Origin of the sequence: Limnohabitans sp., from assembly GCF_040401135.1 — a bacterium.
Classification (GTDB): domain Bacteria; phylum Pseudomonadota; class Gammaproteobacteria; order Burkholderiales; family Burkholderiaceae_C; genus Limnohabitans.
On sequence record NZ_JBBAOV010000002.1, the window covers coordinates 17,081 to 28,839 of the forward strand.

Here is an 11,759-nt window from a genome sequence, read left to right on the forward strand (position 1 = left end):
TGGTCAAATTATAGGTTTCACCCCGTAAAAGAGCCCACGGAGGGACTTTGAAGCAGATCCAAAAATCCAACAAGCTGTCCAACGTCTGTTATGACATTCGCGGTCCCATCATGGACCGATCGCGTCAAATGGAGGAGGAGGGCCACAAGATCATCAAGCTCAACATCGGCAATTTGGCCGTGTTTGGATTTGATGCGCCCGAAGAAATTCAACAAGACATGATCCGGAACTTGCCTAATTCGGCAGGCTACTCGGACAGCAAAGGCATTTTTGGTGCTCGCAAAGCGGTGATGCACGAGACGCAAAAACAGGGCATCAAAGGCGTCACCCTCGAGGACATTTACCTAGGTAACGGTGCGAGCGAACTTATCGTCATGGCCACCAACGGGTTGCTCAATAACGGCGACGAGTTGTTGTTACCCGCACCAGACTACCCGTTGTGGACTGCTGCGGTAAGTTTGTCTGGCGGCACCCCCGTGCATTACTTGTGCGACGAAGACAACGGTTGGATGCCCAACATCGAAGACATTCGCTCCAAGATCACCCCGAACACCAAAGGTATTGTGGTGATCAACCCTAATAACCCAACCGGTGCTTTGTACTCGGACGAATTGTTATTGCAAATAGTTGAGCTTGCGCGCAAGCATGATTTGGTGATCTTCGCGGATGAGGTGTATGACAAGGTCTTGTACGACGGTGTCAAGCACACGCCCCTGGCCAGTTTGAGCGACGATGTGTTGACGCTCACCTTTAATTCGCTGTCCAAGAGCTACCGCTCGTGCGGTTATCGTGCGGGTTGGTTGGTGGTGTCGGGCGATAAAAAACCAGCTGCCGATTACATCGAGGGCCTCAACATGCTCTCCAACATGCGTTTGTGTGCCAACGTCCCCGGTCAGTGGGCGATTCAAACTGCTTTGGGCGGCTACCAAAGCATCAATGACTTGGTGGGCGAGGGCGGGCGTCTGCGTAAGCAGCGCGACTTGGCCTACGAGCTGATTACAGCCATTCCTGGCGTGACATGTGTAAAGCCTCATGCAGCCTTGTATATGTTCCCGCGCTTAGACCCCAAGGTTTACCCCATCAAAGACGACCAACAGTTTTTCTTGGAATTGCTACAAGAAACCAAAGTGATGTTGGTCCAGGGTACTGGCTTTAACTGGAAGGCCACAGACCATTTCCGGATTGTGTTTCTACCCCACGAAGACGACTTGCGTGAGGCCATCTCACGCATCGCAAAATTCCTCGAAAATTACAGAAATAAATCAGCAGCATGAAACCGATTCAAGTAGGCCTATTAGGCATTGGCACTGTAGGCAGCGGCACGTTTGAAGTGCTCAACCGTAACCAAGAAGAAATTAAACGTCGTGCAGGTCGTGGCATTGAAGTCACGATGGTGGCTGACCTTGATGTGGCGCGCGCCAAAAGTATCGTGGGCGCTCATGTGCAAGTTGTGGACGATGCCCGAAAAGTCATCGCCAATCCTGACATCGACATCGTGGTTGAGCTCATTGGCGGCTACGGCATTGCCAAACAACTGGTACTTGAAGCCATTGAAGCTGGGAAGCATGTGGTCACCGCCAACAAGGCGTTGCTGGCTGTGCACGGCACAGAAATTTTTGCTGCTGCACATCAAAAGGGCGTGATGGTAGCGTTTGAAGCCGCTGTGGCCGGCGGTATTCCAATCATCAAAGCATTGCGCGAAGGCCTCACTGCCAACCGCATTCAATGGTTGGCTGGCATCATCAACGGCACGACCAACTTCATCTTGTCTGAAATGCGGGACAAAGGTTTGGCTTTTGACGACGTGCTTAAGCAAGCGCAAGCGCTTGGCTATGCCGAAGCTGACCCCACCTTCGACATCGAGGGTGTGGACGCAGCCCACAAAGTCACCCTCATGTCGGCCATCGCGTTTGGTGTGCCGGTTCAGTTTGATAAGGCCTATGTGGAAGGCATCACGAAGCTTGAGGCACAAGACATCAAATACGCCGAACAACTTGGCTACCGCATCAAGCTCTTGGGTATTTCCAAGCGCACATCCACAGGCATTGAGCTGCGCGTGCATCCTTGTTTGGTGCCAGCCAAGCGCTTGATTGCGAACGTCGAAGGCGCAATGAACGCCGTGATGGTGCATGCTGACGCCGTGGGCACAACGCTGTATTACGGCAAAGGTGCGGGCAGCGAGCCCACCGCCAGCGCGGTGATTGCCGACTTGGTGGACATCACCCGTTTGCACACCGCAGACCCACTCAACCGCGTGCCGCATTTAGCATTTCAGCCTGATGCCATGAGCAGCTTGCCCATTTTGTCGATGGCCGAAGTGGTCACCAGCTACTACTTGCGTATGCGTGTGGCGGATCAACCTGGCGTGCTTGCCAAGGTCACTGGTATTTTGGCTAATGCCGACATCAGCATTGATGCTGTGTTGCAACGTGAAGCCGGTGAGGGCGAGAGCCACACCGACCTCATCATCTTGACCCACGATTGCGTGGAAGCCAAGATGAGCCAAGCCCTTGCTGAAATGCAACAACTCAGCACTGTGTTAGCCCCTATCACCCGCATCCGCAAAGAAGAGTTGAACTGATGCTGTATCTGTCCACGCGCGGCCATGCCGAGCGCAAGCGTTTTTGTGAAATCCTCCTTGAGGGCTTGGCCCCCGATGGCGGTCTGTATTTGCCCGAGCACTACCCACAACTGGACGATGCAGCCCTCGCGCGTTTGCGCGCCACCTTCAATACCCAAGGCTATGCAGCTTTGGCGTTTGACGTGCTGTCGCTCTACATTGATGACATCCCTGCTGCTGACCTTAAGGCCTTGTGCGTCAAAACATACACACAAGAGGTGTACGGCACCAAAGCCATCGTGCCCTTGCGCCCTTTAGAGGACGGCTTGTGTGTCGAGGCGTTGTCAAACGGCCCCACGCTCGCATTCAAAGACATGGCCATGCAGTTGCTTGGAAACTTGTTTGAATACGAGTTGGCGCGCCGTGGCGAAGAACTGAATATTTTTGGTGCGACCAGTGGCGACACCGGCAGCGCAGCTGAATACGCCATGCGTGGCAAAAAGGGCGTGCGCGTATTCATGACCAGCCCGAACGGCCGCATGAGCCCGTTCCAACAAGCGCAAATGTTCAGCTTGATGGACGAGAACATCCACAACATCGCCATCGAGGGCGTGTTTGACGATTGCCAAGATTTGGTCAAAGCGGTATCCAACGATTTGGACTTCAAAACCAAATACAAAATCGGCACCGTCAACTCCATCAATTGGGCACGTTTGTTGGCCCAAGTGGTGTACTACTTTGCTGGCTATTTCCAAGCCACCACAGCCAACAACCAAAAGGTGAGCTTCACCGTGCCAAGTGGTAACTTTGGCAACGTGTGTGCTGGCCATGTGGCCCGCATGATGGGCTTGCCTGTCGATACATTGGTGGCCGCCACCAACGAAAACGATGTGCTTGACGAGTTCTTCCGTACCGGCGTGTACCGCGTTCGCGGCAGTGCCGACACACACGAAACCTCTAGCCCATCGATGGATATTTCCAAGGCCAGCAACTTCGAGCGCTTTGTGTTTGATTTGCTCGGTCGCGACGCGGCGCTTACCAAGGACTTGTTTGGCGCACAAATTTCTACACACGGGAAATTTGATTTAAGCGGCAATGCTCACTTTTCGCAAGCAGCCACCCGCTTCGGTTTTGCCAGTGGCAAGAGCACCCACGCCGACCGTTTGGCCACTATCCAAGATGTTTACAAACGCTTCGGTCAGATGATTGACACCCACACCGCAGACGGCGTGAAAGTGGCGCGTGAACACGTCAAGCCTGGTGTGCCCATGATCGTGTTGGAAACCGCTTTGCCCATCAAATTTGCAGCCACTATCGTGGAGGCTTTGGGTCAAGAGCCACATTGTCCAGCCAAGTTTGAGGGTATCGAATCTTTGCCTAAACGTGTCCACGTGATGAGCGCTGATTTGGCGCAAATCAAGGCCTACATCACTCAGCACTGCGACCCCGCATGAAGGTCGTCGCCTTTGCTGGTTATTCTGGGTCAGGCAAAACAACCTTGGTCGAGCAACTCATTGGCTGCCTGCGCATGCGCGGTTTGCGCGTGTCCGTGGTCAAACACGCGCACCACAACTTTGACATCGACAAGCCCGGCAAAGACAGCTGGCGCCACCGCGAGGCCGGCGCGTTTGAGGTACTGGTCGCATCCAACCAACGCTTGGTCTTGCAACGACAGTTTGAGCAGCCTGCTCAGTTGTCGGTGCACCACCTGTTGGCTGAGGTCTACGACGGGGTGGATTGGGTCTTGGTCGAGGGCTTTAAGAAAAGTGATTTGTTGAAGGTGGAAGTTTGGCGCAAAGCGTCTGAGCAGCCCGTGCGCTACCCAAGTGATGATTTTGTGGTGGCCATTGCCACCGATTCACCACAAGACATGCCAGAGACCACACTGCGCCCCGTGCTCGACCTCAACGACCCTTTTGCCATTACCGAGTGGTTAGTGGCCAATGAAGACCGTTTCGAATACAACCCACCTATGCTATGACCCGACCTGCTTTGCTCTCACTCGATGAAGCGTTGCCGCAATTGCTGACGCAAGCCCATGCATTGGCCGGTGCGCAGTGGGTGTCCACCTTTGATGCCGATGGCCGTGTGCTTGCGCAAGATGTGATAGCTGGTTTGCAAGTGCCGCCGCAAGACAACAGCTCGATGGATGGCTATGCCCTGCGTGCGGCAGATTGTGAGCAGGCGGGTGCGGTGCTGCGCGTGACACAGCGTATTCCGGCGGGGACACACGGCACACAGTTGAATGCAGGTGAAGCTGCGCGCATCTTCACCGGCGCACCCATCCCACCCGGTGCAGATGCCGTGGTGATGCAAGAAGAATGTGAAGCCTTAGAGGGCCACCAAATCAAAGTAAACAAAGCAGTGCCCGCAGCACAGTGGATCCGCCGTTCGGGTGAAGACGTCACACGCGGTGCCAAAGTGCTGTCCCAAGGCACGCGCTTGACGCCCGCTGAGTTAGGCTTGGCGGCTAGCATTGGGTTAGCTCAGTTGCAAGTGTCTGCACGTCCGCGTGTGGCATTGTTTTCCACCGGCGATGAGTTGGTCATGCCAGGAGACGTGGCCCCCGAGGCCATGTCAGCCGGCGCTATTTACAACTCCAACCGCTTTTTCTTGCGTGCCCTGTTGCAGCGCTTTGGCTGTGAAGTGACCGACCTTGGCATCGTGCCTGACAAGCGGGACGCCACCATGGCTGCTTTGCACGATGCGGCCCGGCACCATGATTTGATTCTGACCAGCGGCGGTGTATCGGTGGGGGAGGAAGACCACATCAAACCTGCTGTGGAAGCTTTGGGCGTATTGAACTTGTGGCAACTGGCCATCAAGCCTGGCAAGCCCTTTGCGTTTGGCAAGGTGCATCGCGACAGTGGCATCGAAAGTGTGGGCGATGCTTGCCACTTTATGGGCTTGCCCGGCAACCCTGTTTCCAGCTTTGTCACCTTTTTATTATTGGTGCGTCCGTTCGTGTTGGCCTTGCAAGGTGTGACTAAGACCGATATCGCACGCACCGAGATGCAGGCCCATTTCGATTGGCCCCGCGCTGACAAACGTAGAGAGTTTTTGCGTGTCAAACGCAACCCTGCAGGGGGGCTGGATCTGTTCCATAACCAAAGCTCTGGCGTGCTTACCTCAGCAGTGTGGGGCGACGGTGTGGTGGATAACCCTGCTGGGCAAACCATAGCTAAAGGCGATAACGTACGTTTTATTTCCTTTGCGGAGTGGCTGGCATGAGCACGAACTTCAACGTGACCCTCAACGTGAAGCTCAAGTACTTTGCTTCCATCCGCGAAGCCATTGGGCAGGGCAGCGAAAACGTTGTCACGCAAGCGGTCACGCTCGACTCCCTGCGTGAAGAACTCATTTTGCGTGGTGGTGCATATGCTCAAGTTTTGGCGCATGGTCGAGCCGTCCGCATGGCTTTGAACCAAGATTTATGCGAAGAGTCTGCGGTATTGAGCGAAGGCTGTGAAGTGGCTTTCTTCCCACCCGTCACGGGCGGTTAAACCGAAGGGCAAGTCATGTCATTCTCCGTCAGCATTCAAATCCAAGACTTTGATGTCAGCCAAGAGCTGGCTTCCTTGCGTGGGGGTGATGCAAGGGTGGGGGCGGTGTGTTCATTCTTGGGTACGGTGCGTGAGCGCAACGACGGCAGCTCGGTCGCCAGCATGGAGCTCGAGCACTATCCCGGTATGACTGAGAAGTCCATCGCGGCCATGATGGACCAAGCCAAAAAGCGTTTTGATATCTTTGCTGCTCGCGTGATTCACCGTGTGGGCTTGCTGCACCCCGAAGACCAAATTGTTTTTGTGGCCGTCACCTCAGCGCATCGAGGCGAGAGCTTCAAGGCTTGCGAGTTTTTGATGGATTACCTCAAAACTCAAGCACCGTTTTGGAAAAAAGAGCTTACGCCCGAAGGTGCGCGCTGGGTAGACGCCCGCGTGAGCGACGATCAAGCTTTAGCCCGCTGGGGCATTGAAGTAACCAACACCACGCTCAAATAACGGTGTGCGCCACCGCACTGACTGATGCGTCGGCAAATGATTGAATGTGTTGTGCTTTGACCCAGATCAAAACCGATGGGCCTGTTAGATCTTGAAATAAGACGCAGCAGCCTCAGATAACAATTCATTCAATCCATTTCTTGGAGTTCCCATGCGTATCGACAAACTCACCACCAAGTTTCAAGAAGCTCTGGGCGATGCCCAGTCGCTCGCTTTGGGTGGCGACCACGCCTACATCGAGCCATCACATGTGTTGGTGGCCATGTTGCGTCAAGACGATGGTCCCAAGTCTTTATTGCAGCGTACAGGCGCCAATGTGTCCGGCTTGTTGTCGGCGGCCGAAGACGCGATGAACCGCTTGCCCAAGGTCGAAGGCCAAGAGCAGGTGCAAGTGGGGCGCGATACCCAGTCTTTGATTCAAGCGGCTGAAAAAGAAGCCATCAAACGGGGTGATCAGTTTGTGGCCAGCGAATTGTTCTTGCTCGCCATATGCGACAACAAAGCTAATTGGGGCAAGCTCGCCACGCAAAACGGACTAAATCGCAAATCGTTAGAGGCCGCAGTTACAGCCGTGCGCGGTGGCCAAAAAGTGGATAACGCCGAGAGCGAAGGGCAACGCGAGTCGCTTAAAAAATACTGCATGGACCTGACCGAACGTGCGCGTCAAGGCAAGCTGGATCCCGTGATTGGCCGTGACGACGAAATCCGCCGCGCCATTCAAGTGCTGCAACGCCGCAGCAAAAACAACCCAGTGCTCATTGGCGAGCCAGGCGTGGGCAAGACCGCGATTGTTGAGGGCTTGGCACAGCGCATCGTGTCAGGCGAGGTGCCTGACTCGCTCAAAGGCAAGCGGGTGTTGTCGCTTGATATGGCGGCTTTGCTGGCGGGTGCGAAATACCGTGGTGAGTTTGAAGAGCGCTTGAAAAGCGTGCTTAAAGAGTTGGCGCAAGATGAAGGCCAAACCATTGTGTTCATCGACGAGCTGCACACCATGGTGGGCGCAGGCAAGGCCGATGGCGCGATGGACGCCGGCAACATGCTCAAGCCGGCATTGGCGCGTGGCGAGTTGCACTGCGTGGGTGCCACCACGCTGAACGAGTACCGCAAATACATCGAGAAAGACGCAGCGCTAGAGCGTCGTTTCCAAAAAATCATTGTGGGCGAGCCTACGGTCGAAGCCACCATAGCCATTTTGCGCGGCTTGCAAGAAAAGTACGAAGTGCACCATGGTGTGGAGATCACCGACCCCGCCATCGTGGCTGCAGCCGAGCTGAGTCACCGCTACATCACTGACCGCTTCCTGCCCGACAAAGCCATTGATTTGATTGACGAGGCTGCTGCAAAAATCAAAATTGAAATCGACTCCAAGCCTGAGGTGATGGACAAGCTGGACCGTCGCTTGATTCAGCTCAAGATCGAGCGCGAAGCTGTGCGCAAAGAAAAAGACGAAGCTTCGCAAAAGCGCATGGAATTACTGGAAGAAGAGATTGAAAAGATTGGCAAAGAGTACGCTGACCTCGATGAAATTTGGAAGGCGGAAAAGTCATCTGCCCACGGCGGTGCTCAACTCAAAGAAGAAATTGACCGTTTGCGCCACCAGATTGAAGAACTCACCCGCAAGGGCGAATTCAACAAAGTAGCAGAACTGCAATACGGTAAATTGCCAGAGCTTGAAAAGCGCATGAAAGAAGTCAACGCGCGCGAAAGCAGCAAGACTGCCGCCACCGGTGGACATCGCCTTTTGCGCACGCAAGTGGGGGCCGAAGAAATTGCCGAAGTGGTGGCGCGTGCCACGGGCATTCCTGTGTCCAAGCTGATGCAAGGTGAGCGCGACAAGCTCTTACAAATGGAAGACAAATTGCACGACCGTGTGGTGGGCCAAGAAGAGGCCATCACGGCAGTTGCCAATGCCATCCGCCGCTCGCGTGCGGGCTTGGGCGACCCGAATCGCCCCACCGGTTCATTCCTGTTCCTCGGTCCAACTGGCGTGGGTAAAACCGAGCTGTGTAAAGCGTTAGCAGGCTTCTTGTTTGACAACGAAGACCACATGATTCGCATCGACATGAGTGAGTTCATGGAGAAGCACTCGGTCAGCCGATTGGTCGGCGCACCTCCCGGCTATGTGGGTTACGACGAAGGCGGCTATTTGACTGAGGCTGTGCGTCGCAAGCCCTACAGTGTGTTGTTGCTTGATGAGGTAGAGAAGGCTCACCCCGATGTGTTCAACATATTGCTGCAAGTGCTCGATGATGGCCGCTTGACCGATGGCCAAGGGCGCACGGTGGACTTTAAAAACACGGTCATTGTGATGACGTCCAACATTGGCTCACCCATCATCCAAAGCATGGTGGGCCAAGACCCTCAAGACATCAAAGATGCTGTGTGGGATGAGCTCAAATCGCACTTCCGCCCAGAATTTTTGAACCGCATCGACGAGACTGTCGTGTTCCATGCCTTGGACGCAGAGCACATTGCTAGCATCGCGGGTATTCAGCTCAAAATTCTGGCGGCCCGTTTGACCAAGATGGACTTGGCGCTCGATGTGTCACCCGCCGCTTTGGCCGAGTTAGCCAAGGTGGGCTTTGATCCCGTGTATGGTGCGCGTCCTCTGAAGCGTGCGATTCAACAGCGCATTGAGAACCCATTGTCTAAGTTGTTGTTGGAAGGCAAGTTTTTGCCTAAAGACACGATTGCGGTTAGTGTCGACCCTGTGCGTGCGCCTGGTGAGTTTGCGTTCAACAAGACTGAGGTTTGATACGCCAACACTCACTTAGGTCGATCTCCTACCTTGTGCACTTTGGGGCCAAGTTTGGCCCCAACTGGGTTATGTCTTACTGAAGGTTATTTTTTGGCTTTGAAATTCGCCACACTTTTTTGCAGATCGCTCAACTCATCGCATCCTGAAGGGCAAATTTTCTCCAAGCGTTTCAGCAGGGTTTCTGCACCCGACACATCATTTTTCAACAAAAGTAACTCGCCGTAATACTCCAAGGCGCCTAAATGCATAGGGTTTTTTTCTAGCGCCGCTTTGTAATGCTGTTCAGCTTTCGCTCGCTCGATAGGTGTTTTGGAGCGCAGGCTAAAACCCATCAGGTTATGCCAATCAGCAGATTGCTTTTCATCGGCTTGTGTGAGTACATGGATGGCTAACTCGTAGTTTTTCACGTCAATGGCTTGGCGCGCTTGGGTGAACCATTCTGGCGGGGACAACTCAGCAGTAACGTCCCTTGCGATGCAAGACAAAGACAAGGCCCAGAACAGACATAGGGTCAATAGGTTTTTTTTCATGATGGGTAGGTGTTTCCAAAATGTGGGTTTTCACAAAGTTTATCGGCTTGCAATGACGTACTTTTGCAACCACCTTCAGGCTCTGGGGCTAACCGTTATCTAGAGATCGGAGTGGGTCTGAATACATGGCTTTTAGGGGGGGGGGCTTGTTCATCCCTGCTTGGCGAAATCGGTGTGCAGCAGGTAGGATGTACAAATACTTTTCGCTACGTTTATATGACCACTTTGAACCCCGCATCCAACCCTTGGCACGATGACGCAACTGTCATTGGTTTGGTGGGCATTGCACACGCCAGCTCGCACTTTTCTCAACTGCTGCTGCCCCTTATGTTTCCCGTTTTCATCAGCACCTTTGGCTTGAGCTATTCCGAGTTGGGCTTTTTAATGACAGTGTTCTTCGCTGTCTCTGGCATTGGACAAGCGGCTGCTGGCTTTGTGGTGGATCGATTAGGGGCGCGGCCCGTGTTGTTTGTTTCGCTCTTGGTCATGGCAGCGGGGTGTATGGCTGTGTCTGTCGCCAACAGCTATGCGGGCCTGATGTTGGGGGCTGCATTGTTAGGGTTGGGTAACTGCGCGCTGCATCCCGTGGATTTCACCATCCTCAATCAAAAAGTGTCTGCGCCACGCTTGGGCTATGCCTTCAGTGCGCACGGACTCACGGGAAATTTAGGCTGGGCGTTAGCGCCCGTCTTCATGGTGGGCTTGAGCGCTGCATTCGACTGGCGTATGGCTTATGTGGGTGCAGCTTTGTTGTTTGTTGGCATTTTTGCATTGCTTTTTTGGCAGCGCGAACACCTGCATGCTGAGGTGCTGCTTCACAAGCAAACCGTAAGTGAAGGCAGTACCTTGGACTTCCTGAGAATTCCAGTGGTGTGGTGGTGCTTTAGTTTTTTCTTACTCTCCACGATGACGTTGTCGGTCGTGCAAAGTTTTTCTGTTTCTATCTTGCAAGCGATGCACCAAGTCACGTTTGAAGCTGCCACCCTCACGCTGACGGCGTATATGTTGTGCGCAGCAGCGGGTATGTTTTTGGGGGGCTTTGTGGCGGCTCGCTGGCCTAGCCACAGCGACAAAGTGGTGGCTACTTGTATGGCTACGGGCGCTTTGTTCATGGCCTTGTGCGGTAGTGGCCTTTTGGGTGGAAATTTAACCATGGTCATCTTGGCTGCTACGGGTTTGGCCATCGGTGTGGGCGGCCCTTCTCGCGACATGATGATCAGGAAAGCCACACCCAAGGGCGCCACAGGTCGTGTGTACGGCATTGTGTATTCAGGTCTTGATACGGGCTCAGCCATATCTCCACTTATCTTTGGCATGCTCATGGACCACGGGTGGTATGGAGCCACCTTGCTAGGTGCAGCCTTTGTGTTGTTGCTGAGTGTGTTGCTGGCATTGGGCGTGGGGCGAAGGATTGTTCACGCGTAGGCGTATTTGCAATAAAAAAAGGGACCGTGAGGTCCCTTTTTTATTTGGCAGAAACTGAATTACTTCAGGTGCTTACCAATCAAGCCAGCTAATTCAAACATGGTGACTTGGGCTTTGCCGAACACGGCCTTGAGCTTTTCGTCTGCATTGATGTTGCGCTTGTTGACCTTGTCTTGAAGACCGTGCTTCTTGATGTATGTCCACATTTTGCTGACAACTTCAGTGCGAGGCACGGGGGTGTGGCCAATCACCGCAGCCAATGCGGCGCTTGGTGTGAGTGGCTTCATAAATGCCGCGTTGGGCGTGCGCTTTTTAGCAGGCGCTTTTTTGGCGGCTACTTTTTTAGCAGCTGGTTTCTTTGTTGGAGCAGCCTTCTTGGCAGGCGCTTTTTTGGCAACTACTTTTTTAGCTGCAGGCTTTTTAACAGCTGCTGCTTTCTTTGCTGGGGCTGCTTTTTTTGCAACGGGTTTTTTAGCCGCTACTTT

General features: G+C 53.8%; 11 protein-coding genes. 9 read left to right on the forward strand and 2 right to left on the reverse strand.

What is annotated here, in order from left to right; genetic code table 11:
- The first annotated feature begins 47 nt into the window (after positions 1-47).
- The 8 genes from ABWP81_RS01030 (at position 48) to clpB (ending at position 9,316) form a co-directional block, all read left to right on the forward strand.
- Positions 48-1,274, forward strand: a complete 1,227-nt coding sequence (locus ABWP81_RS01030; protein WP_353131863.1) for a pyridoxal phosphate-dependent aminotransferase — start codon at positions 48-50, stop codon at positions 1,272-1,274.
- Positions 1,271-2,581 carry a homoserine dehydrogenase gene (locus ABWP81_RS01035; RefSeq protein ID WP_353138370.1) on the forward strand — a complete coding sequence of 437 codons (1,311 nt, stop codon included), beginning with the start codon at positions 1,271-1,273 and terminating at the stop codon, positions 2,579-2,581. Before ABWP81_RS01030 ends, ABWP81_RS01035 begins: the two co-directional genes overlap by 4 nt.
- A complete protein-coding gene (thrC, locus tag ABWP81_RS01040) occupies positions 2,581-4,014 on the forward strand; it encodes a threonine synthase (protein WP_353138373.1) in 1,434 nt (477 codons plus the stop codon). Before ABWP81_RS01035 ends, thrC begins: the two co-directional genes overlap by 1 nt.
- Positions 4,011-4,541, forward strand: a complete 531-nt coding sequence (gene mobB / locus ABWP81_RS01045) for a molybdopterin-guanine dinucleotide biosynthesis protein B (protein WP_353131857.1) — start codon at positions 4,011-4,013, stop codon at positions 4,539-4,541. The genes thrC and mobB overlap by 4 nt, the downstream gene beginning before the upstream one ends.
- Positions 4,538-5,791, forward strand: coding sequence for a molybdopterin molybdotransferase MoeA (locus ABWP81_RS01050; RefSeq protein WP_353138376.1), 1,254 nt, complete (start codon positions 4,538-4,540; stop codon positions 5,789-5,791). Before mobB ends, ABWP81_RS01050 begins: the two co-directional genes overlap by 4 nt.
- On the forward strand, positions 5,788-6,063 hold the full coding sequence (gene moaD / locus ABWP81_RS01055) for a molybdopterin converting factor subunit 1 (protein WP_353138379.1): 276 nt from the start codon (positions 5,788-5,790) through the stop codon (positions 6,061-6,063). The genes ABWP81_RS01050 and moaD overlap by 4 nt, the downstream gene beginning before the upstream one ends.
- Before the next feature lie 15 nt (positions 6,064-6,078).
- Positions 6,079-6,561 carry a molybdopterin synthase catalytic subunit MoaE gene (gene moaE / locus ABWP81_RS01060; RefSeq protein WP_353131851.1) on the forward strand — a complete coding sequence of 161 codons (483 nt, stop codon included), beginning with the start codon at positions 6,079-6,081 and terminating at the stop codon, positions 6,559-6,561.
- Between the two features lie 151 nt (positions 6,562-6,712).
- Positions 6,713-9,316 carry an ATP-dependent chaperone ClpB gene (gene clpB / locus ABWP81_RS01065; protein ID WP_353138382.1) on the forward strand — a complete coding sequence of 868 codons (2,604 nt, stop codon included), beginning with the start codon at positions 6,713-6,715 and terminating at the stop codon, positions 9,314-9,316.
- Between the two features lie 86 nt (positions 9,317-9,402).
- Here the strand turns inward: clpB and ABWP81_RS01070 are convergent, their stop codons facing one another.
- On the reverse strand, positions 9,403-9,849 hold the full coding sequence (locus ABWP81_RS01070) for a tetratricopeptide repeat protein (RefSeq protein WP_353138385.1): 447 nt from the start codon (positions 9,847-9,849) through the stop codon (positions 9,403-9,405).
- Positions 9,850-10,065: 216 nt separating this feature from the next.
- Here ABWP81_RS01070 and ABWP81_RS01075 point away from each other — a divergent pair, with 216 nt between their 5' ends.
- Entirely contained in the window at positions 10,066-11,274 is a 1,209-nt protein-coding gene (locus ABWP81_RS01075) for an MFS transporter (protein WP_353138388.1), read from the forward strand.
- Between the two features lie 59 nt (positions 11,275-11,333).
- On the opposite strand, the gene ABWP81_RS01080 is transcribed toward ABWP81_RS01075, so the two are convergent.
- On the reverse strand, positions 11,334-11,759 hold a 426-nt coding region (locus tag ABWP81_RS01080), incomplete at its 5' end, for an SWIB/MDM2 domain-containing protein (protein ID WP_353138391.1).

Coding starts and splice junctions, on each gene's coding strand:
- ABWP81_RS01035 (WP_353138370.1), top strand. CDS start 1,271: ATGAAACCGATTCAAGTAGGCCTATTAGGCATTGGCACTGTAGGCAGC.
- thrC (WP_353138373.1), top strand. CDS start 2,581: ATGCTGTATCTGTCCACGCGCGGCCATGCCGAGCGCAAGCGTTTTTGT.
- ABWP81_RS01075 (WP_353138388.1), top strand. CDS start 10,066: ATGACCACTTTGAACCCCGCATCCAACCCTTGGCACGATGACGCAACT.
- mobB (WP_353131857.1), top strand. CDS start 4,011: ATGAAGGTCGTCGCCTTTGCTGGTTATTCTGGGTCAGGCAAAACAACC.
- moaE (WP_353131851.1), top strand. CDS start 6,079: ATGTCATTCTCCGTCAGCATTCAAATCCAAGACTTTGATGTCAGCCAA.
- clpB (WP_353138382.1), top strand. CDS start 6,713: ATGCGTATCGACAAACTCACCACCAAGTTTCAAGAAGCTCTGGGCGAT.
- ABWP81_RS01050 (WP_353138376.1), top strand. CDS start 4,538: ATGACCCGACCTGCTTTGCTCTCACTCGATGAAGCGTTGCCGCAATTG.
- ABWP81_RS01070 (WP_353138385.1), bottom strand. CDS start 9,849: ATGAAAAAAAACCTATTGACCCTATGTCTGTTCTGGGCCTTGTCTTTG.
- moaD (WP_353138379.1), top strand. CDS start 5,788: ATGAGCACGAACTTCAACGTGACCCTCAACGTGAAGCTCAAGTACTTT.